This is a genomic window from Pseudoxanthomonas sp. CCNWLW251 (assembly GCF_037402255.1).
Taxonomy (GTDB): Bacteria; Pseudomonadota; Gammaproteobacteria; order Xanthomonadales; family Xanthomonadaceae; genus Pseudoxanthomonas_A.
Genome location: NZ_JBBEGA010000006.1, coordinates 43,065 through 64,341, shown reverse-complemented (window position 1 = coordinate 64,341; position 21,277 = coordinate 43,065). Strand labels below are relative to the sequence as shown.

At 66.9% G+C, this 21,277-nt stretch carries 19 protein-coding genes; 6 read left to right on the top strand and 13 right to left on the bottom strand.

Annotated features, from left to right (window positions below; all coding sequences use genetic code 11):
* The first annotated feature begins 7 nt into the window (after positions 1 to 7).
* On the top strand, positions 8 to 1,036 hold the full coding sequence (locus WBN46_RS18205) for an NADP-dependent oxidoreductase (protein ID WP_337732815.1): 1,029 nt from the start codon (positions 8 to 10) through the stop codon (positions 1,034 to 1,036).
* Between the two features lie 11 nt (positions 1,037 to 1,047).
* On the opposite strand, the gene WBN46_RS18200 is transcribed toward WBN46_RS18205, so the two are convergent.
* From WBN46_RS18200 to WBN46_RS18185, 4 genes are all read right to left on the bottom strand, one after another.
* On the bottom strand, positions 1,048 to 1,725 hold the full coding sequence (locus tag WBN46_RS18200) for a hypothetical protein (protein WP_337732814.1): 678 nt from the start codon (positions 1,723 to 1,725) through the stop codon (positions 1,048 to 1,050).
* A gap of 230 nt (positions 1,726 to 1,955) precedes the next feature.
* Positions 1,956 to 4,661 carry a bifunctional acetate--CoA ligase family protein/GNAT family N-acetyltransferase gene (locus WBN46_RS18195; RefSeq protein ID WP_337732813.1) on the bottom strand — a complete coding sequence of 902 codons (2,706 nt, stop codon included), beginning with the start codon at positions 4,659 to 4,661 and terminating at the stop codon, positions 1,956 to 1,958.
* 67 nt (positions 4,662 to 4,728) lie between these two features.
* On the bottom strand, positions 4,729 to 6,438 hold the full coding sequence (gene aceK, locus WBN46_RS18190) for a bifunctional isocitrate dehydrogenase kinase/phosphatase (protein ID WP_337732812.1): 1,710 nt from the start codon (positions 6,436 to 6,438) through the stop codon (positions 4,729 to 4,731).
* 29 nt (positions 6,439 to 6,467) lie between these two features.
* The gene (locus tag WBN46_RS18185) at positions 6,468 to 7,346 is read right to left on the bottom strand and encodes a LysR substrate-binding domain-containing protein (RefSeq protein ID WP_337732811.1); all 879 of its coding nucleotides are present in this window, start codon (positions 7,344 to 7,346) and stop codon (positions 6,468 to 6,470) included.
* A gap of 109 nt (positions 7,347 to 7,455) precedes the next feature.
* On the opposite strand from WBN46_RS18185, the gene WBN46_RS18180 reads away from it, so the two are divergent.
* Positions 7,456 to 7,683, top strand: coding sequence for a hypothetical protein (locus WBN46_RS18180; RefSeq protein ID WP_337732810.1), 228 nt, complete (start codon positions 7,456 to 7,458; stop codon positions 7,681 to 7,683).
* 140 nt (positions 7,684 to 7,823) lie between these two features.
* Here the strand turns inward: WBN46_RS18180 and WBN46_RS18175 are convergent, their stop codons facing one another.
* From WBN46_RS18175 to queF, 5 genes are all read right to left on the bottom strand, one after another.
* Complete coding sequence (locus WBN46_RS18175; RefSeq protein WP_337732809.1) at positions 7,824 to 8,171, bottom strand: gamma-glutamylcyclotransferase family protein; 348 nt, start codon at positions 8,169 to 8,171, stop codon at positions 7,824 to 7,826.
* A 180-nt stretch (positions 8,172 to 8,351) separates the two neighbouring features.
* Positions 8,352 to 10,583, bottom strand: coding sequence for an NADP-dependent isocitrate dehydrogenase (locus WBN46_RS18170; protein WP_337732808.1), 2,232 nt, complete (start codon positions 10,581 to 10,583; stop codon positions 8,352 to 8,354).
* A gap of 242 nt (positions 10,584 to 10,825) precedes the next feature.
* Positions 10,826 to 11,308: a hypothetical protein gene (locus WBN46_RS18165; RefSeq protein WP_337732807.1), complete on the bottom strand. Its 483-nt coding sequence runs from the start codon at positions 11,306 to 11,308 to the stop codon at positions 10,826 to 10,828.
* 34 nt (positions 11,309 to 11,342) lie between these two features.
* Positions 11,343 to 11,648, bottom strand: a complete 306-nt coding sequence (locus WBN46_RS18160) for a LysM peptidoglycan-binding domain-containing protein (protein WP_142122826.1) — start codon at positions 11,646 to 11,648, stop codon at positions 11,343 to 11,345.
* 107 nt (positions 11,649 to 11,755) lie between these two features.
* On the bottom strand, positions 11,756 to 12,571 hold the full coding sequence (queF, locus tag WBN46_RS18155; RefSeq protein ID WP_337732806.1) for an NADPH-dependent 7-cyano-7-deazaguanine reductase QueF: 816 nt from the start codon (positions 12,569 to 12,571) through the stop codon (positions 11,756 to 11,758).
* Positions 12,572 to 12,640: 69 nt separating this feature from the next.
* Here queF and WBN46_RS18150 point away from each other — a divergent pair, with 69 nt between their 5' ends.
* The 4 genes from WBN46_RS18150 (at position 12,641) to WBN46_RS18135 (ending at position 16,749) form a co-directional block, all read left to right on the top strand.
* The gene (locus WBN46_RS18150; RefSeq protein WP_337732805.1) at positions 12,641 to 13,063 is read left to right on the top strand and encodes a protease inhibitor I42 family protein; all 423 of its coding nucleotides are present in this window, start codon (positions 12,641 to 12,643) and stop codon (positions 13,061 to 13,063) included.
* Between the two features lie 154 nt (positions 13,064 to 13,217).
* Positions 13,218 to 14,450 (top strand): lytic murein transglycosylase, encoded by a 1,233-nt coding sequence (locus WBN46_RS18145; RefSeq protein WP_337732922.1) that lies wholly within the window; start codon positions 13,218 to 13,220, stop codon positions 14,448 to 14,450.
* Positions 14,447 to 15,313 (top strand): D-hexose-6-phosphate mutarotase, encoded by an 867-nt coding sequence (locus WBN46_RS18140; RefSeq protein ID WP_337732804.1) that lies wholly within the window; start codon positions 14,447 to 14,449, stop codon positions 15,311 to 15,313. The genes WBN46_RS18145 and WBN46_RS18140 overlap by 4 nt, the downstream gene beginning before the upstream one ends.
* Before the next feature lie 185 nt (positions 15,314 to 15,498).
* The gene (locus WBN46_RS18135; protein ID WP_337732803.1) at positions 15,499 to 16,749 is read left to right on the top strand and encodes a TCR/Tet family MFS transporter; all 1,251 of its coding nucleotides are present in this window, start codon (positions 15,499 to 15,501) and stop codon (positions 16,747 to 16,749) included.
* Between the two features lie 59 nt (positions 16,750 to 16,808).
* Here the strand turns inward: WBN46_RS18135 and WBN46_RS18130 are convergent, their stop codons facing one another.
* The 4 genes from WBN46_RS18130 to WBN46_RS18115 all read right to left on the bottom strand — a co-directional run bounded on the left by WBN46_RS18130 (position 16,809) and on the right by WBN46_RS18115 (position 21,141).
* Positions 16,809 to 17,261 carry a PepSY domain-containing protein gene (locus WBN46_RS18130; protein WP_192203032.1) on the bottom strand — a complete coding sequence of 151 codons (453 nt, stop codon included), beginning with the start codon at positions 17,259 to 17,261 and terminating at the stop codon, positions 16,809 to 16,811.
* Between the two features lie 133 nt (positions 17,262 to 17,394).
* Positions 17,395 to 18,570: a benzoate/H(+) symporter BenE family transporter gene (locus WBN46_RS18125; protein ID WP_337732802.1), complete on the bottom strand. Its 1,176-nt coding sequence runs from the start codon at positions 18,568 to 18,570 to the stop codon at positions 17,395 to 17,397.
* Positions 18,571 to 18,689: 119 nt separating this feature from the next.
* Positions 18,690 to 19,574 carry a methylglyoxal synthase gene (locus tag WBN46_RS18120; protein WP_337732801.1) on the bottom strand — a complete coding sequence of 295 codons (885 nt, stop codon included), beginning with the start codon at positions 19,572 to 19,574 and terminating at the stop codon, positions 18,690 to 18,692.
* A gap of 121 nt (positions 19,575 to 19,695) precedes the next feature.
* Positions 19,696 to 21,141: an FAD-dependent oxidoreductase gene (locus tag WBN46_RS18115; protein WP_337732800.1), complete on the bottom strand. Its 1,446-nt coding sequence runs from the start codon at positions 21,139 to 21,141 to the stop codon at positions 19,696 to 19,698.
* Positions 21,142 to 21,277: the final 136 nt, after the last annotated feature.

Here is a 21,277-nt window from a genome sequence, read left to right as displayed (position 1 = left end):
ACAGGATGTGGAAACAGAGAATGCGATCCATACCACCCGCGTCGTGCTGGCCGCACGCCCACAAGGCGAACCGACCCTCGAAGACTTCCGTCTGGAACAAGCGGCGATGCCTGCCCCCGCGGAAGGCGAAGTGATGCTGCGCAACCGCTATCTGTCGCTTGACCCGTACATGCGCGGGCGCATGAACGCAGGCCGGTCGTATGCGAAACCGATCGAGATCGGCGAGGTCATGGATGGCGGCACGGTGTCGGAAGTGATCGTCTCGCGCCACCCCGACCTGCAGCCCGGCGACATGGTGCTGGCGCACGGCGGTTGGCAGACGCATGCCGTGGCCGATGGCAGGACACTCAAGCGCAAGCTGGATGCGCGCGTCGCACCGCTGACCACCGCGCTGGGCGTGTATGGCATGCCGGGGTTCACCGCCTATGTCGGCCTGCACGAGATCGGCCAGCCGAAGCCAGGCGAAACCGTGGTGGTCGCCGCGGCCAGCGGACCGGTCGGTGCGACCGTGGGCCAGATCGCGAAGCTGCAGGGCGCCCGTACCGTCGGCATCGCCGGCGGCGAACGCAAGTGTGCCTACCTGCGCGACGAACTCGGTTTCGATGTCGCGCTGGACCATCGCGCGCCGGATTTCGCGGCGCGACTGCGCGCGGCATGTCCGGACGGCATCGACGTCTATTTCGAGAATGTCGGTGGTGCGGTGTTCGACGCCGTGTTGCCGCTGCTCAACGACTTCGCCCGCATCCCGGTCTGCGGGCTGGTGGCGCACTACAACGACAAGACGTTGCCGGGTGGCCCCGATCGCGTGGCGTTGCTGATGAGCCAGATCCTGACCCGCCACCTGACCGTGCGCGGTTTCATCCAGCACGATTTCATCGCACTGTATCCACAGTTCCTGCGCGAGATGGGCGCATGGCTCGTCGACGGGAAGATCCGCTACCGCGAGGACATCGTGGAAGGGCTGGAAAACGCTCCGCGCGCACTGATAGGCCTGTTGCGCGGCGAGAACTTCGGCAAGGTGGTGGTAAAGCTTTAAGGATCACCCACTCAGCGCTCGATGCCGTTCTCCGCTTCGTACGCCTGCATCGTCGTAATAGTGTCCAGCAGGTACGCGTACCATGCTTTCTCGATGGCCTCGATCGGGCCGATCAAGCGCTCGAAGTCGGACGTCGACGCACCCCGTGCGAGCAGCTGCTTGTAGGCTGCGGCGTACCGGCCGTTCTCGTAGTGGAACAGGAAGTGCGTCAGGCCCCAGTAGTGCAGGTAATACAGATTGACGTGCTGGTTGATGTCGGGGCCGCTGCTTTCAAGCAGGTCGCGTAGCGGGATGAAGCGGACGGCTCCGACGTCGGCCTCCAGGCTCCCGGTGAGCTTCATGCGCGACAACCACCAGATCGGGTAGGTGTCCGGGTCGCTCCTCCCCGGCGTCAGTACGCCGTTCTCAAGCCAGCTCGCACCCAGATAGCCTGCGACCCCTTCATTGGCCCACGCGGGCAAGCGCCAGCCTGCGACTTCAGTGTTCAGTTGGTGCACGGCCTCGTGCAGCATCCAGTGATGTGGGTTCGCGCTCCCAACGGCGTAGTACGCGTAGCAGGCGGGACGCAGGTAATAAGCTTCTGCCCATGGGCGACTGCGGTTGTTGCGCGCGAACTCGTCCGCGTCGCGATAGAGCACCAGGGTCAAGGGCGTGGTCGACGGCGCCACCTGGTCCGCGAACAGCGACATGTAGGCGGCGTGCAAACTCTCCGCGGCGGAGGCGACTTCTTGGGTCTGTGTAGGCGTCGCGGTGCTGTGCACACGATAGTGGGCGGTCTGCAGCAGCTGGGCGCCCGCGGGGATCAATGCGCGGGGCGCAGACGTGGGTGGGCGCGCAGGTTGCGTGGACGTCCATGCCAGCATGCCGGCGGCCGACGTTGCCAGCATAAAGGAGGCTGCAATGATCGCGGTGCGGCGCTTCACGTAGATGCAGGCACCGGCAGGCTGACGTTCATCAGCGTCGGATCGTCGGGATCCAGCTTCACCTGGAAGCCGAGGCTCTCGCACATCGCCAGCATGGTGCGGTTCTCGCGCAGCACTTGGCCTTCGATGAGCTTCAGGCCCTGCCACTGCGCGTACTCGATCATGATCTGCATCAGCTTCCAGCCGATGCCGTGGCCCTTGAGGTCGGAGCGCACGAGGATGCCGTATTCGCCCTTCTCGTAATTCGCGTCGGCGTGCAGGCGCACCGCGCCGAGCATCTCGTGCGTGTCCGGATGCACCGCGACCAGCGCGATCGAGCGCGCGTAGTCCAGCTGGGTGAGCCGCGCGATGAATTCATGGCTGAAGTGGCGCACCGACTGGAAGAAACGCAGGCGCAGGTCCTCGTCGGTGACGTGGGTGAAGAATGCGCGGAACATCGCATCGTCTTCGGGCCGCACGGGACGCACCAGCGCCGGCTGGCCATCCGCGAGCAGGATCGTGCGTTCCCACTCCGTGGGATACGGGAAGATCGCGAAGCGCGGATGGCCACGGCCCTTGTGCAGCACCCGACCGCGCGCGACCGCGATGCGCGCGTCCACCGCCACCACGCCATCGCGGTCGGCCAGCAGCGGGTTGATGTCCAGTTGCTGGATCTCCGGGATGTCGGCGGCGAGTTGCGCCAGCTTGACCAGCACCAGCGCGACCGCGCGTTCGTCGGCCGCCGGCACGTCGCGGTAGGCCTTCAGCACGCGCGACACGCGGGTGCGCGCGATCAGTTCGTGGGCCAGGCGCAGGTCCAGCGGCGGCAGGGCGACGGCCTGGTCGTTGATCACTTCGACCGCGGTGCCGCCGCGACCGAAGGCGATCACCGGCCCGAACACCGGATCGTCGGCGATGCCGGCAATCAGCTCGCGCGCCTTGGGCCGCAGGACCGTCGGCTGCACCAGCACGCCTTCGATGCGGGCGTCCGGCCGCCGTTCGCGCGCGCGCTGCAGGATGTTCGCGGCCGCTTCGCGCACCGCGTTGGCATGGGGCAGGTTGAGGCGGACGCCATCGACATCGGACTTGTGTGGAATGTCGGGAGAAAGGATCTTCACCGCGACCGTGGTGCCCTCGGCCAGCAACGGCGCGGCGATGCGCGCGGCGTCCTCGGCATCGGCGGCCCGCCACACGGGGGCCATCGGGATGCCATAGGCGGCGAGCAGCCGCGTCGTCGCCAGCGGATCCAGCCAGGTCTGTCCGGCATCGAGTGCAGCATCGACCAGGGCTCGCGCGGTGGCGACGTCCGGACTGAAATCTTCCGGCAGGCTGGGCGGCGTCTCCATCAGCGCGGCCTGCACCTCGCGGTGGCGGACCAGGTGCATGAAGCCGGCGACGGCGTCGGATTCGTTCGGATAGCGCGGCACCTGCGCGGCGTCGAGCACGGCTTCGGCCTGCGGATCGTTGCCCAGCCACACAGTGAAGACCGGCTTGCGCGGCCCCTGCGCCGGGCGGTGCGAAAGCACGCGGGTGACCGCGTCGGCCGCCTCCGAGGACGAGGACAGCACCGTCGGCACGTTGACCGCAAGCAATGCGTCGTTGCCCGGATCGGCGAGCAGGGCTTCGATGGTGGCGGCGTAACGGTCTGCATCGATGTCGGTCAGCAGGTCGACCGGATTGGTGCGCGACCAGCCCACCGGCAGGATGCGATCCAGTGCATCGCGCGTGGCGTCGGACAGCGTGGCCAGCGTGCCGCCCTGTTCGTACAGGTGATCGACGGACAGTGCGCCGACGCCACCTCCGTTGGTCAGGATGGCGAGCCGCCGGCCCTGGAACGGGCGCACCTGGCCCAGCGTGCGCGCGGCGGCGAACAGTTCGTGCAGGGAGCGCACGCGCAGCAGTCCGGCACGACGGAATGCGGCGCCATAGACCGCGTTGGGGCGTGCCAGGTTCTGCGTGTGCGTGCTGCCGGCCGGCGTGACCTGCGCGCGTCCGCTGTGGCCGGATTTCACCACCACCACCGGCTTGGTGCGTGCGGCGGCGCGTGCGGCCGACATGAACTTGCGTGCGTCGCGGATGGCTTCCACGTACAGCAGGATGGCGCGCGTGCGGTGGTCGGTGGCGAAGTAATCCAGCAGGTCGGCGAAGTCCACGTCCAGCGCATCGCCCAACGACACCACGGCGGAAAAGCCGACCGGCTGGCTCATGCTCCATTCCACCAGGCCGCCGGAGATGGCACCCGACTGCGAAATCAGCGCGAGGTCACCCGCCTTCGGGAAGCGGCTGGCCAGGCTGGCGTTGAGGCGCGCATGCGGGGCGATCACGCCAAGGCAATTCGGACCCAGTACGCGCAGGCCTTTCTCGCGCGTGAGGGCTTCGAGTTGCGCGGCGGGCGAACCCGGGCCGCTGCCCATCGCCGCGGTCAGCACCACCACCGCGCCGGCACCCTTCTCGGCCGCCTCGGCTGCGAGCTGCGGCACGGTCGCGGCAGGCGTGGCGATCACCACCAGGTCCGGTGTCCACGGCAGGTCGCGCAGATGCCGCACGGTCGCAATGCCGTCCATCGGCGTCGGGTGTTTGTTCACCAGCCCGATCTGGCCCTCGAAGCCACCGGCGCGCAGGTTCTCGATCACCGCACGACCGACCGAACGTGGTCGCGACTGGCTGCCGACCACCGCCACGGCGCGTGGCCTGAAGATCGAATCGAGGCGGTAGGTACTCATGGCGGGAAGCCGTTCTCCACGTGGCGACTAGGGTAGCGCGATGCCCGTTGCGGGGGCACGCGTGCCATCACGCGAGCCTCAACGCATCCGGATACGGCGCAGTATCCGGGTAATCACCGGCACCGAGATGCGACTGGAGGTCGCGCCACCATGCCGGGCGGAACAGATCGGCATGCGCCGCCTTCAGCGCCTTCGCCAGCGCATCGGGCAGGCCGAGGAACTGCGGAAACCGCTCGGGGAACACGTCGCCCGCGTCCACGTGGAACCACGGAGCATCCGCCATCTGTTCCTCGTACGTGGTCGGCTGCGGCCAGTCGCGGAACCGGCAGTCGGTGACCAGGCGCAGTTCGTCGTAGTCGTAGAACACCACGCGGCCATGGCGCGACACGCCGAAGTTCTTCAGCAGCATGTCGCCGGGGAAAATGTTGTTGCGGGCCATGTCCTTGATCGCCTGGCCATAGTCGAGTGCGGCGGCGCGCGCGGCATCGGCTTTCTGCTCGCGCAGATACAGGTTCAGCGGCCGCAGCCGTCGCTGCACGTAGCACAGGTGGATGACCAGGTCCTCGCCATCCTCGCTGAGGCTCTGGCCGCAGCTTTCGCGCAGCTCGCGCAGCAGCTCCGGTGAAAAGCGCGCGCGCGGAAAGCGCAGGAACCGGAATGCCTGTGTATCCAGCAGACGGCCGACGCGGTCCAGGTGGAAGACCAGGTCGTACTTGTCCTCCACGTCCTGCCGGCTCATCGCCTTGGGATAGGCGAAGCGGTCGCGGATCACCTTGAACACCAGCGGATAGCTCGGCAGCGTGAACACCGCCATCACCATCCCCGGCGTGCCCTCGGCATGCACCAGCCGTTCGTCGGGATGCGCGGCGAAGTGATGGAAGAAGGTGCGGTAGCGCTCGGTCTTGCCCTGCTTGGCGCGACCCAGCACGGTGTAGATCTCGTCGATCGGCTTGCCCGGCAACAGCGAACGCAGGAACACCACCGCATCGCCCACGGTGGTCAGGTCGGCATGGAAGTAGCTGCGCGAGGTGCCGAACAGGTGTGCCACATCGCCGCGATGGGTCAGCACCGCTTCGGCCTTCAGCTGTCCGCCGTCGTTGATCAGGGCGATGACGCAGGGCGAGAACCGGTGTTCGCCGAAGACGCGGCCGACCAGGTAGGCGCGCCGCTCGCGGTAGAACACGGTGTCGAGCAGCTCGATGCCGCGCACCGGATTCGCGCCCCAGTGCGCAAGATCGTCCTGCAGGCGCACGGCAATGGCGGCGGCACAGCGGGTGCGATGCGCGTAAGGCACCTCGAACCCGTAGTCCGCCAGCACGCGCGCGAACGTATCCGTGGGACGCTGCTCGGACACGGCATAACTGTGGCGCGCGACGGGATGGGTGATGGCGTCGGTCGGCTCCACGTCCAGCGCCACGAACTCGAGTGCGGGATCCACGCCGCGGGTGCGGAAGAAGCGCCCGCTCAGCGTGTTGTAGAACGTCTTGTAGAGCTCCCGGTCGATCTGTCCGGTGATGAGCTGCTCGAACGCGGTGCGTGCCGCGATCCACGATGCGCGGTCGTGCGCCTGCCCCAGCAGCACGGACTGCAGCCGCAGCGCACATTCGGCGATGCACTGGTCGTACAGTTCGATGCGCTCCACCGCATCGGTGCGCGCACCGGACCAGTCCGCCGTCTCGAAACGGACCTTCGCCCGCCGCGTGATCTCCGCGAAGCGTGCGTGGTAATCCGCGAATGCATCGTGGATCAGGCGGGCGATGGCGTCGGCATGGACCATGACGCGATGTTAGCCGCCGCGCACTGGAGTCATCGCTCCACCGCGACGCCGGCCTGTTCCAGCAACCATCCGCGCACCGTGCGGAAGCCGGGATGCGCCAGGCTGCGCTCGGGATAGACCAGGTAGTGGGCGAAATCGGCCTGCAGGCGCTTCTTCGTCAGCGTCACCAGCCGGCCTGCCTTCACCAGCGGCTCGGCCAGCGTCCAGCGCGCGAGCGCGACGCCGACGCCCTGCGCGGCGGCCTGGTGCAGGGTTTCGGTGTCGTCGAACTGCGCCACGTAGCGCGCGGGCGGCTGCCCGCCGAAGTGTTCGAACCAGTCCTTCCAGCGATTGGCGGGATCACCGAGCAGCGGCAGCTTCGCCATCTGGTCCGGCGCCGGCTTGCCGTGCCGTTTCACCAGCGCCGGGCTGGCCACCGGCGTGATCCATTCGTGAAACAGGAACTCCGCGTGCACGTTCGGCCATCGACCACCGCCCAGGCGCAATGCAAGGTCCACCGGTTCGCGCTCGAAATCGACCACGTGCGTGCTCGATTGCAGGTTGAGGCCCAACTCGGGATGTTCCGCCAGGAACTCCGGCAGGCGTGGCACCAGCCACGCCGTGGCCATCGACGGAATTAGGCTGAGCGTGACCATGTGGTCGTTGCGCAACGTCGCGCGACGCAGTGCGTGCTCGATGGTGTCGAGCGGACCGGAGATGGCGTCGAACAGCCGCTGCCCGTCCGGGGTGAGCTCCACGCCGCGCGGGCCGCGCGCGAGCAGCTTGTGGCCCAGTCGCTGTTCCAGCAGCCGCATGCGATGGCTCAGCGCACTGACGGTGAGGTGCATGGCTTCCGCCGCACGCGTCAGGTTGCGCAGGCGGGCAGCGGTGACGAACGCATCCACCTGGTCCAGCGGTAGCCGACTCATCTTGAATCCACCTCAAGTCTGGGTTGCAGAGCTTTCGCTTTTTCAGGGCCGATGATGCCTCTACCTTGGTAGTCCTTCAAGCCGGACGCCGGCGCAACGGAGCAAAGCCATGCAATCCGAAACCAGGCAGCAATGGTGGCAGCAGCTGGGAGGCATGAGTCAGGGCATGCTGTTCCTGCAGGGTCATGTCGTCCATTCCATCGCGCCTCCGCAGGCACAGGAAGACCACCGCCACCACGTGCATGATGCGGCGGGCAAGGTCCGGCACCGGCTTGCGCTGGAACGACTCAGCGCGCGTCGGCTGCGCACGATGACCTCGCTGTCGTTGTTCCGCTGACCAGCGTCAAGGAAGATCGCCCTGTAGGAGCGACGTAAGTCGCGACCGGAATCCTTCCGTTCTCGCAAACTGTCCGGCGGCGAAGCCGTGCGGTCGCGACTTAGGCCGCTCCCACAACGGATGGCGGAATGCGCTCTGACTCACGCCTTCACGTACACCCAGGCGTCGCGGCCGGACGCCAGGCGCACTTGCACGCGCCGGTAATCGGCGACCTCGTAGCGGTCGGCGGCCGCGAGTTCTTCGGTACTGATGCGGAAGACGGTGCCGGCGACTGCGTCGGACGGATCGTCGCTGGGGCTGACGATGGGATGGAAGCGTTCGCCGCTGGCGGCCAGCACGTCGGGGTCGGTGATCTCCACCAGCGTCTGCGTGTAGCCGGTCATCGCATCGGATTCGCCCTCGAGCCGGCGGCCGAACGACGACCGCTGCACGCTCTCCAGCTGCAGCGTGCCGTACGAGAACAGCAGGATGTCACGGGTGTCTTCCATCGTGTCGCAACCGGTCTGTAGGAAGGGCTGACCAGCCCTTCGGCTGTTGAAAACCAGCTCCGACGGCCGATCCAACGTTGTTCCTGTCGGGGCTGACGTCCTCCTACAGTGGAGATCGCAGACTGGAAACACAACGCCCGGCAAAAGCCGGGCGTTGGAGGCAGCGGTGACGCGCTGGACTCAGGCCGACAGTGTCGCCAGTGCGTCGTTGAGGGTCTTGCTGGGGCGCATCGCGGCCGCGGTCTTCGCCAGGTCCGGGTGGTAGTAGCCACCGATATCCAGTGCCTTGCCCTGCGCACCGTTCAGTTCGGCAAGGATGGTCGCTTCGTTGTCGGCCAGCAGCGTTGCCAGAGGGGCGAACTTCGCCTTCAGCTCCGCATTCTCGTCCTGGGCGGCCAAGGCCTGCGCCCAGTACAGGGCCAGGTAGAAGTGGCTGCCGCGATTGTCGAGTTCGCCCACCTTGCGTGCCGGCGAGCGGTTCTCGTCGAGGATGCGGCCGTTGGCCACGTCCAGCGCGTTGGCCAGCACCTTGGCCGGCGTGTTGAGGTAGCGCTGGCCCAGGTGTTCCAGCGATGCTGCCAGCGCGAGGAATTCGCCCAGCGAATCCCAGCGCAGGTAATCCTCTTCCAGGAACTGCTGCACGTGCTTCGGCGCGGAGCCGCCAGCACCGGTCTCGAACAGGCCGCCACCGGCCATCAGCGGCACGATCGACAGCATCTTCGCGCTGGTGCCCAGTTCCATGATCGGGAACAGGTCGGTCAGGTAGTCGCGCAGCACGTTGCCGGTCACCGAGATGGTGTCCTCGCCCTTGCGGGTACGCTCCAGCGACACCTTCATGGCCTCAACCGGCGGCAGGATGCGGATGTCCAGCGTGTCGATGGTGTAGTCCTTCAGGTACTGCTCCACCTTGGCGATCACCTGCGCGTCGTGCGCGCGGGCCTTGTCCAGCCAGAAGATCGCCGGCGTCTTGCTCAGGCGCGCGCGGCCGACGGCCAGCTTCACCCAGTCCTGGATCGGCGCGTCCTTGGTCTGGCACATGCGCCAGATGTCGCCGGCTTCCACTTTCTGCTCGAACACGACCTTGCCGGCGTCGTCAGTGACGCGCACGGTGCCGTCGGTCGGGATCTGGAAGGTCTTGTCGTGGCTGCCGTATTCCTCGGCCTTCTGCGCCATCAGGCCGACGTTGGGCACGCTGCCCATCGTGGCCGGGTCGAACGCGCCGTTGGCTCGGCAGTCGTCGATCACGGCCTGGTAGATGCCGGCGTAGCAGCGGTCGGGGATGACGGCCTTGGTGTCCTGCAGCTTGCCCTCGGCATTCCACATCTTGCCGGAGTCGCGGATCATCGCCGGCATCGAGGCATCGACGATCACGTCGCTCGGCACGTGCAGGTTGGTGATGCCCTTGTCGGAGTTGACCATCGCCACGGCGGCGCTGTCGGCATAGACGGCCTGCAGGTCGGTCTTGATGGCCTCCTGCTGCTCCGCCGGCAGTGCACCCAGGCGGCCGTACAGGTCGCCGATACCGTTGTTGGCATCGAAACCGATCTGCTCCAGCACGGTGGCATGCTTGGCCAGCGCGGCCTGGTAGAACTCGTTGACGGCCACGCCGAACATGATGGGGTCGGAGACCTTCATCATCGTGGCCTTCAGGTGCAGCGAGAACAGCACGCCCTTCGCCTTGGCATCCGCGATCTCGGCGGCGATGAACGCGGCCAGCGCCTTGCGGCTCATCGAGGCGGCATCGACGATCTCGCCAGCCTTCACCTTCACCTTGTCCTTCAGCACGGTGACCGTGCCGTCGTTGGCGACCAGTTCGATCTTCAGCGCGCCATCCGCAGCCAGCGTGGCGGACTGTTCGCTGCCGAAGAAGTCACCGGATGCCATGTGCGCGACGTGCGATGCCGAATCCTTGCTCCACGCGCCCATGCGGTGCGGATGCTTGCGGGCGAAGTTCTTGACCGACAATGGTGCGCGGCGGTCGGAGTTGCCTTCGCGCAGCACCGGGTTGACGGCACTGCCCTTGACCTTGTCGTAGCGTGCCTTGGCGTCCTTTTCCTTGTCGTCCTTCGGCTCGTCCGGGTAGTCCGGCAGCGGGTAGCCCTGTGCCTGCAGTTCCTTGATCGCGGCCTTCAGCTGCGGCACCGAGGCGCTGATGTTGGGCAGCTTGATGATGTTGGCTTCCGGCTGCGTCGCCAGCTGGCCCAGCTCGGCCAGGTCGTCGCTGATCTTCTGCGCGTCGCGCAGGTACTCGGGGAACTGCGACAGCAAGCGGCCGGCCAGCGAGATGTCACGGGTTTCCACGGCGATGCCGGCGGGTTTGGTGAATGCCTCGACGATCGGCAGCAGCGACTGGGTGGCGAGGAACGGGGCTTCGTCGGTGAGGGTGTAGATGATGCGGGGCGTATCCGACATGGGGATCAGGACTCTCGACAAGGGGCGATGGGGAAATCAGCGCGCCATTGTCGCGCGCCGCCGCACGCAGGGCAAAACGAGGGGGTATGGATGGTGTGCCCGGCTGTCCCGGGACAGCGGCGGGTGTCCGGAAGGTTGCGACTGGAACCGCCCGTGGTAGGCGCCAGACAAAAAAAGCGGGCGTGGATTCCTCCACGCCCGAGCTTGCCCCACACATGTGGGAGAGAGACTTGCCTTGCGGATTACTTGACTTCGATTTCCTGGGTCATGCCGACCGGCTGGCCATTCAAGGTCACGTCGACCTTGTACTTGCCGGCGGGCCAAGCGTTGGCGTTGGTGAACTCGATGTTGGTCGTATCCACGCCGCCCGCCACCACAGTTGCCGTCTGCTGACCGGCCACCTGACCGTCCTGGAACGTCAACTTTGCGTCGATCGCGGCATTGGCTGGCGTTGCGGCATCGGTCTTCACCGAGACGATAATCTTGTCCTTGACGCCAAACATGCCGACGGCAGCCACGGACTTGTCAGCTGCGGCGGTACTGCCCACCGTGACACTGGTGGCGCTGACCGGTGCCGGGGCGGGCTCAACGGGTGCAGGTGCGGGTGCTGGCTCCACGACGGCTGGCGGCGCGACGACGGGTTCTTCCTTCTTCTTGCAGCCGACCAGGGCGACGGTACCGACCAGCGCGGCGGCCAGTGCGTAGGACATACGATTCTGCTTCATGGGTTCGATCCTTGTGGATGAAGTGGAGTGGCGATCAGGCGTCGGCGGGCTTCGGCGGCAGCTTGATGACCTGCCCGGGGAAGATGCGGTCGGGATCGTCGATGGTGTCGCGGTTGGCTTCGAAGATCTGCTTCCACGCGTTGGCGCTACCGAGATGCTCTTTAGCGATCTTGGAGAGGGTGTCGCCCTTCTCGATGGTGTAGGTCTGCTCTCCGACGATTTCGGCAGTGCTGTCTACGCGAGCCGTTACACCGGAGAAATCAGCTTTCTCAACTTGGGGAGCCGTGCTGTCTACGCTGGCGGTGACGCCAGAGAAGTCGGCCTTCTTTTCTGTGCTCATTGCAACCACCCTTCTTGGCGGGCTGTGGGATGAGCAAGACTTGCACGCGCCCTGTTAAGAATCCATAGCGCGAGTGTGAAAACAGCTCTATTGTTACGTGAGTAACTTTACTGTCGTACGTCGCGCTTCATGAGCGGTGCAGCCACGTCGGGCGTCGCCCGCCATGGATTTATGTCCAAACCGCCGCGCCGCGTGTATCGCGCTTCGACGGACAGCGACGAAGGACGGCAGTGCGCCTGCACGTCGTGGAAGATGCGTTCGACGCACTGCTCGTGGAATTCGGCGTGATCACGGAAGCTGACCAGGTAGCGCAGCAGCTCGACACGGTCGATGCGTGGGCCGCGATAGCGGATGACCAAGGTCGCCCAATCCGGCTGCCCGGTGACCGGACAGTTCGACTTCAGCAATCCGGACGACAGCACTTCCTCGACCTGTTCTTCCGGATCGGCGGCCAGGAACTCGGCACGCGGCGGGCCGTAGTGGTCGATCTCCACGTCCAGCTCATCGATCGATTCACCCTCGGGTGCTTCCGCCATCGGTGGAAGGCCGAGCACCACGCCCACATCCGCGCCGGCCCGCGCCGACAGGTCCGTGGCGATGCGTTCCAGCACGGCGGCATCGCTGTTGAAGCGCGTGCTGTTGAGGGAGTTGAGGTACAGCTTGAGCGACTTCGACTCGATCAGGCATGGCGAGGTGCACGGGACGGTCAGGGTGGCCGTCGCGACACGGGGCTTGCCCCGGGCGTCCAGCCAACTCAGTTCGTACGCATGCCAGCGGTCATGGCCGACGAAGGGGAGCGCATCGGCGGCGATGCCGATCTCGTCGCGCGCGGCCTGGCGCGGGATCGGGAACAGCAGGGTGGGGTCGTAATGCGCGGGATACGCGACCTCGCGACCCAGCGAGGAATCCTGGGGGGTGCTCATGCGGCCATTCTACGGACGGCGCCTAAAGACCGGGTGTATAACGGCGGCGTCTCCAGGGAGGACGCGACGATGAAGTGGTTGCCGACGCTGTGCCTGTGCACGCTGTTGTCCGCCTGCGCCAGCGGGACGGCCATCGGCAGCGACCCGCCCACGGATGCGCTGCCCGACGACGGCCTGGTCCGCCCGCAAGGCGACGCGCCGGTGACGATGCGCGTGGGTCAGGTGCTGGAGATCGCCCTGACGGCCAATGCCAGTACGGGTTACCAGTGGGAATTCGCTTCCGATGGTTCCCCTGTGCTGGCGAAGACCACGGGGCCGGCCACGCCACCGCCGATGGATACCCAACCGCCGATGCCGGGTGCGCCATCCATCGCGCGCTGGTGGTTCCGCGCGGAGAAGCCGGGCGAGGCCACGGTGAGGATGGTCTATCGGCGGTCGTGGGAAACAGTGCTGCCGGTGGAAGTGGTCGAATACCAGGTGGTCGTTCGCTGACGCTTCGATTGCCGCATGCGGGCGGCAACGCAGGTCACAAGCGTCATGACTGACCGGCTTGGCTTCGATGTCTTCGCAAGGCAAAGTGATCGCTCCCCCGAAGGCCAGGGAGGCCGTCATGACCTCGCATGCATCCGTTCTCTGGCTGGCGTTGATGGTCGCGGCCCCTGTGGCAGCGCAGACACCACCGGCCACTCCACCGGTCACCCCGCCGGTCGCCGCCGACCCGGCATTCACCGCCTGCATGGCCAGCCTGCGCGGCGTTGCCGAGAAGCAGGGCATCACCACGACCACCTTCGACACCCATGCGCAACAGCTGGCTGCCGACATGAGCGTGCTGGATCTGCTGGATGCGCAGCCGGAGTTCACCACACCGCTGTGGGACTACCTGGCGGCATTGGTCGATGAGCAGCGCGTGGCGGATGGAACAACGATGCTGGCGACGCACCGCGAACTGCTGGAGCGCGTGGCGACTGCCTACGGGGTCGATGCCGCCACCGTCGTCGCCGTGTGGGGCGTGGAGAGCGACTACGGCCGCGTGTTCGGCAAGCGGCCGCTGCTGGTATCGCTGTCCACGCTGTCGTGCTTCGGGCGGCGCCAGGCATTCTTCCGCGGCGAATTCCTGACCACGTTGAAGCTGTTGCAGGCTGGCGACGTGCGCGCCGATGGATTGACCGGCTCGTGGGCGGGCGCGTTCGGGCATACGCAGTTCATGCCCAGCACCTACGAACGCATTGCCGTGGATTTCGATGCCGACGGCCGCCGCAATCTCATCGACAGCATTCCCGACGCCTTGGCCTCGACAGCGAATTACCTGGTGAAGTCCGGCTGGCGCACGGGCGAACCCTGGGGTTACGAAGTGAAGCTGCCCGCCGGCTTCGACTTTGCCCAGGCCGGACGCACGAACCGCAGGCCACTGACCGAGTGGGTGACGCAAGGCATCGCCCGCGTCGATGGCCAGCCGTTGCCGGCGGATGATCGCGCCGCGGCCGTGCTGGTGCCGACCGGCATCGGCGGCCCCGCCTTCCTCGTGTTCAAGAACTACGATGCGATCTATTCCTACAACGCCGCGGAGAGCTACGCGCTGGCGATCGCGCTGCTGGCCGACCGCCTGCGTGGCGGCGCGGGGCTGGTCGCCGCGTGGCCGACGGATGATCCGGGCCTCGGACGTCCGGAGCGACGCGCACTGCAGACCTTGTTGCTGGCGCGTGGCCACGCGATCGGAACGGCCGATGGCATGATCGGTACGCAGACCCGACGCGCCATCGTCCTGGAGCAGCAACGTCTCGGTCTGCAGCCTGCAGACGGTCGTGCCGGCGCGAAGATACTCGCCGCCCTGCGGGCGGAAGGGCCGCCCGTAACGCTGCCGGAGTCCGTCATCCCGTGAGTGCACTGCCCGAAGGCGTTACCCGCGAGGTCTGGCAGGGCCTGGATGTGTTGCGGGTGGACACGCCATTCTCCATCGCGCGCCTGAGCCTGCACGGTGGACAGGTCGTGTCGTTCGAGCCGGACGGATTCGACGACCTGCTGTGGGTGTCGCCGATCACCGCGATGCCACCCAAGGCGATCCGCGGCGGGGTGCCGGTGTGCTGGCCGTACTTCGGACGGCAGGGGCAGCCGGATGACGCACCCCAGCACGGCCATGCACGCATCTCGCGCTGGCCGCTGACCGACGTGCGGCGCGAAGGCGATGGCAGTGTGGTACTCAAGCTCGCCTTGCCGGTGCGCGATGGCGTGCCGCTGGAACTCCAGATGTCGGTGCATGTCGGCCGTGAGCTGCGGCAGAGCATCGATACCCTGCATCGTGGCGACGCACCGTATCGATTGACGCAGGCGCTGCACACCTATTTCCGCGTGGCGGACGCCACCCGGGTCCAGGTCACCGGTCTCGATGGCCTGCGCTACGCGGACAAGTACGACGGCGACACGCACGTGCAATCCGGCGCCTGGTCGCTGCACGACCCGCGCGATCCCGGCCGCAGCGACCGCATCTACGCCGGCACCGGCCACCGCTTCGATCTCCTCGACCCGGCGGCAAGCAGGCGCATCCGCCTGGACACGTTCGGCAGCCGGTCGCTGGTGGTGTGGAATCCGGGTGAAGCCGGTGCACGCGACATCGCCGATCTGCCCGACGATGGTTGGCGGAACTTTGTCTGCCTGGAACCCGCGAATGCCGGCGAGGACGCCATCGAACTGGATCCCGGGCAGCGCCACCGGCTGAGCCACGTGATCTCGGCAGGCTCGTTGTAGGAGCGACGTGAGTCGCGACCGCGGACCGTCCGCGGCAACTTCTTTTGACGGCAGGCACGATTCCTGCGGCCCGTCGATCTTCGTTCGCGCAAGGCTCGCGGTCGCGACTCACGTCGCTCCTGCAGGTGCGGCCATGGAGCGTGGCATGGCCTACACTTGCGCACCCTTCCGCCCGTCTCGCTCCCGTGAACGCCGAATCGCACGCACAACCCGGCCGCCGCGCCGCGCTGATCTTCATCTTCATCACCGTGCTGATCGACGTGCTGTCGTTCGGCGTGATCATTCCCGTGCTGCCCGGCCTGGTCCGGCAGTTCACCGGCGGCGACTTCGCACAGGCGGCGTGGTGGGTGGGCGTGTTCGGCATGCTGTTCGCGGCCATCCAGTTCGTCTGCACGCCGATCCAGGGAACGCTCTCCGACCGCTTCGGCCGTCGACCGGTGATCCTGCTTTCGTGCCTGGGGCTGGGCATCGATTTCATCCTGATGGCGCTCGCGCAGTCGCTGCCGTGGTTGCTGGTGGCGCGCATCTTCTCGGGCGTGTTCTCGGCCAGTTTCACTACGGCCAATGCCTACATCGCCGACATCACGCCGCCGGAAGGGCGCGCGAAGGCCTTCGGCATGATCGGCGCCGCGTTCGGTGTCGGTTTCATCATCGGCCCGATCATCGGTGGCGAGCTGGGTGCCATCGACCTGCGCCTGCCGTTCTGGTTCGCGGCAGGACTGGCGCTGCTGAATTTCCTGTACGGCTTCTTCGTGCTGCCGGAATCCTTGCCGAAGGAGAAGCGCACCGCGACATTCGACTGGGCGCACGCCAACCCGGTGGGATCGATGGTGCTGCTGAAGCGCTACCCGCAGGTGTTCGGATTGGCTGCCGTAGTGCTGATCGCCAACCTGGCGCACTACGTCTATCCGAGCGTGTTCGTGCTGTTCGCGGAATACCAATACCGCTGGAGCGAGCGCCAGGTCAGTTGGGTGCTGGCCGCGGTGGGCGTGTTCAGCGTGATCGTGCAGGCCGGCCTGGTGGGGCGCGTGGTGCCGAAGTTCGGTGAGCGCCGCACGTTGCTGTTCGGCCTGGCCTGTGGCGTGGTCGGCTTCTTCATCTACGGGGTCGCGGACGTCGGCTGGATGTTCCTGGTCGGATTGCCGATCAGTGCGCTGTGGGGCCTCGCGGGTCCGGCCACGCAGGCGCTGATTACGCAACAGGTGGGTGCCGACGTGCAGGGTCGCATCCAGGGGGCGTTGATGAGCCTGGTGAGCCTGGCCGGCATCGTCGGCCCGATGATGTTCGCCGGCACGTTCGCGTTGTTCATCGGCAAGCAGGCGCCCGCGCACCTGCCCGGCGCGCCGTGGCTGCTGGCGGCGCTGCTGCTGGCCGTCGGCTGGCTGGTGGGCTGGCGCTTCGCGCGGCCCTCGCGAACGCCCGCAGCCGCCCCGTGACGAAAAAGGAAAGCCGCCCGGGGGCGGCTTTCCTGTAGGGGACGACGCAGACCGGGGGGTCAGTCGTTTTCGACGTGGATGATCTCGCCGGTGTTGGCGGCCAGATGGATCTCCACATCGTTGCCGTCGGCGCGTTCGGCCTCGGCCTTCCACACGCCGTCATCGAAATCCACATCGTGGATCTTGGAGTAGCCGGCGGCTGTCAGCTTCGCCTTCACGTCGTTCTCGCTGAGGTTGGATACCAGTTTCTCGGCGACCACGTCGCCACTGGCGGGGTTCACGCGTACATCCACGCGGTCACCGTTGGCGCTGGTGGCATCGGTCTCCCACTGGCCGTCTTCGAAATCGAGATCGTCGATGTTGGTGTAGCCCTTCTCGGTCAGCAGCGCGCGCACCTGCGGCTCCTTCAACGCATCCTTGCCGGCGGTGGGGGCCGGCGCCTGCGCAAAGGCGGCACCGGAAAGGGCGGCGAGCGTGGCCAGGGTCAACAGGCGGTGGCGGGTGGTCTGCATGGGATTCTCCTGCAAGGGTGTAGCGGCGATGCTGCCCACGCCCGCATCACCCAGAGGTGAATTCCATGGCTTCAAACTGAACGCTCCACGCCGCTTTCACCTGCATGAGTGGCGTGCGAACGCAGAGTGGCCGCTATGCGCGCCGCCACACGAGCAACGTGACCACGCCTGCGACCAGCCCCCAGAAGGCGGATCCGATGCCGGCCAGCGACAGCCCGGAGGCGGTCACCAGGAAGGTGACCAGCGCGGGTTCGCGATCGGACTCCTCGCGCAGCGCGGCCGCAAGACTGTTGCCGATGGTGCCCAGCAGCGCGATGCCGGCGATGGCCAGGATCAGTTCCTTCGGGAACGCGGCGAACAGCGCCGCCACCGTGGCACCGAACAGGCCGACGATGACGTAGAACACGCCCGCGGCGATGGCGGCCACGTAGCGCCGTGACGCATCCTCATGCGCTTCGCGGCCCATGCAGATCGCGGCGGTGATCGCCGCCAGGTTCAACGCGAACGCGCCGAACGGTGCCAGCAGCAGGTTGGCGACGCCGGTCCAGCCGACGACGGGCGAGATCGGGATCGGATACCCCGACGCGCGGATCACCGCCACGCCCGGCACGTTCTGGGAGGCCATCGTCACGATGAACAACGGGAGCGCGATGCCGACAACCGCAGCCAGGGAGAAGGTGGGTGCGAGGAAGATCGGCTTCGCCAGTTCCAGCGCAAGCCCGTTCACGCGCAGCAATCCGAGCCCGGCGGCGAAGGCAATGCCGACCAGCAGGGTCAGGATCACCGCATAGCGCGGCAGCAGGCGACGCGCGAGCAGGTAGACGACGAACATCGTCAGCACCATGCCCAGCTGCGTCTTCATCGCGCCGAACGCCTCCAGGCCGAAGCGCAGCAGCACGCCGGCCAGCATGCCGGATGCGAGCGACACCGGGATGCGGCTGATCATCCGTTCGAAGAAGCCGGAGAAGCCCGCCAGGCAGATCAACAACGCCGACAGCATGAAGGCGCCCACGGCATCGGACAGCGGCAGCCCCGCGGCGCTGCTGATCAGCATGGCGGCCCCCGGCGTGGACCATGCGGTCACCACCGGCATGCGGTAGCGCAACGACAGGCCGATGCAGGTCAGGCCCATGCCCAGGCCGAGCGCCCACATCCAGGAGCTGATCTGCGCCGGCGACGCGCCCAGCGATTGGGCCGCCTGGAACACGATGACGGCAGAGCTGGCGAAGCCGACCAGCACGGTGACGAAACCGGCGGCGATGGCGGAGAGGGAGAGGTCTTTGAGCAGGTGGCGTGGAGAGGCCGTCATACGCGATTGCTATCCCTGTAGGGGCGACGTGAGTCGCGACCATGAAAATGAAACTACCACCATTCTGCCGGCGCGCTCGATAGCGGGAGCCGTGCGACGCCACGGCATGCGGTCGCGACTTACGTCGCTCCTGCAAGAGCCAGGCGCTTGTTCACCGCCTCACACCATCGTCGCGCCACGGCCAGCGACGTGGTGCAGACCGCCTCGTCGGTGACGGTGGTGACAGCGCGCTCCAGCAGCTGGATGTCGGCCTCGTGCTGGCGTGCGACGTGCGGGTTCTCGAAGAAGATCACGCGCTGGCAGCGGTGTTCCAGCACGCGGTCGGCGATCTGCGCGTCGCCGCCGAGCGGGCCGCTCTGGAAGCGCTCCACCCACGGCGTGTCCGTCGGCCAGCCGCGGCTCCATGCCAGCTCGTTGAGCTGCTGGCCGGTGGTGCCGGTGGCCATGCGGTGGGCGAAACGCGACAGCACGTCGAAATGGTCGTCGGCGAACGCGACCATCTGCGGTTTCATCGCATCGTGCGCGATCAGGGCCAACGTTTGCGTTTCCAGTGCATGGAAACGGTCCGCCCCGCGGTCCGGTGCGAAACCGGCGTGGATGCGTTCCATCTCGACCCAGTCGCGTGCCGAGGCCACGGTGGAGAGGAACGGTTTGCCGTGGATGACGCACTGCCGCTTCAGCGCGGTGGCCTCGGGGAAGATCGAGGACGGATCGACCGGATCGATGAAATAGATCGCACCATCCAGACTGCGTTCCGCCCCTTCCAATCCGACGACTTCCGCCACCAGTTTCATCAATCCGCCATCGCGGCCGTACGGATAGCGCTTGAGGCCGTCGTAGCCCCGCAGCATGCCGGCGGCGGCGATCGCATCATGCGTGCGACCCACCGCATGCAGGGCCAGCCGCAGTTCGCGGATGCCGGCTTCGCTGGCGCGCAGCCAGCGGAACAGCGCGGCATCTTCGGTGTGGTGATGCAGGCGGTTGGCAGCCAGGCCCAGGCGCATGGTCGGATCGTGTGGGAGGTGAGCCGCGAGTCTAGCGTAGGGCGGGCTCTAGCCCGCCATCGCAATCACCCTGCACGGCAGGGTTTACCAAGTGGCGAGGTGGGCCCGCGCCACCCGCGCGCTATGCCAGCAACAACGTCGCGATGCTTGCCGCGGCATCGCGGCCCTCGGCCACGGCCGTGACCACCAGGTCCGCGCCACGCACCGCATCACCGCCAGCGAACAGCTTCGGATTCGTCGTCTGGAAAGGAAGGCGCTCGCCGCCGCCGACCACGATGCGCCCGTTCGGCGTCCCTTCCACGCCCTGTTCGGCCAGCCACGCCGGCACGCTGGGCGAGAAGCCGAACGCGATGATCACCACGTCGGCCTCCAGCACCGACTCGCTGCCTTCGATCGGCACCGCGCTCTGGCGCCCGCGTTCGTCCGGCTCGCCGAGTTTCGTCTCGACGACCTGCACGCCGGCCACCGTGCCGTCGTCGCCGGCCACGACGCCCAGCGGCTGGCGGTTGAACAGGAAGCGCACGCCTTCCTCGCGCGCATTCGCCACTTCGCGTGCGGAGCCGGGCATGTTCGCTTCATCGCGGCGATATGCGCAGGTGACCTTGGCTGCGCCCAGGCGGATTGCACTGCGCACGCAGTCCATGCCGGTGTCGCCGCCACCCAGCACTACCACGCGCTTGCCGTGCAGGTCGGGCAACGCCAGCTTGTCTTCCCAGCCCGCGATCGGGCGACCCCACGGATCGCTGCCACCGACGATGCGGCCGTTCTGCACCAGGAAGGGCAGGGCAGGCAGCACGCCTTCCAGATCCTGTCCCGGCAACCCGCCATCGGTGTAGCGATAGGCGCCGGTGCCCAGGAAGACGGCGTCGTACTCGTCCAGCAATTGCGCCAGCGTCACGTCGCGGCCCACGTCAACGCCCAGCCGGAATTCGACGCCCATGCCTTCCAGCACCTCGCGGCGCTGCGCGATGACGCTCTTGTCCAGTTTGAAGCTGGGGATGCCGAACTGCAGCAGACCGCCGATCTGTTCGTAGCGGTCGTACACCACGGCGTGGATGCCGGCGCGTGCGAGACGGTCGGCGCACCCCAGCCCCGCAGGCCCGGCGCCGATCACGGCCACGCGCTTGCCGGTCGGCTTCACGTCGCTCAGGTCCGGGCGCCAGCCATTCGCCAGCGCGGTGTCGACGATGTACTTCTCCGCCGCACCGATGGTGACCGCGCCGAATTCCTCCAGCGTGCAGCTGCCTTCGCAAAGACGGTCCTGTGGACACACGCGGCCACAGACTTCAGGCAGGGGATTGGTGGAATGGCACAGCTCGGCCGCTTCCTCGATGCGGTTCTCCTGCAGCAGCTGCAGCCATTGCGGGATGGCGTTGTGCACCGGGCACTTCCAGCTGCAATACGGATTGCCGCAGTCCAGGCAACGGCCCGCCTGGTACTGGGCTTCCTCCTTGCCGAACTTGCCGTACAGCTCGCCCCAGTCGCCGCCCGTGCGCAGTTCCAGCGGAATCCGCTGCGGCATCGTGCGCGGCAGGTCGAGGAACTGGAATACCTGCTTCTTGCTCATGGGGTGCGGCTCTTCATCAATAGATTTCTGCCGTCATCCCAGCTAACGCTGGGATCCAGCTTGCCTCGCGCGGCCATCTTCGGAGGCAAGATCAAAATGGATTCCGGCGTTCGCCGGAATGACGGTCCGGGGCGCA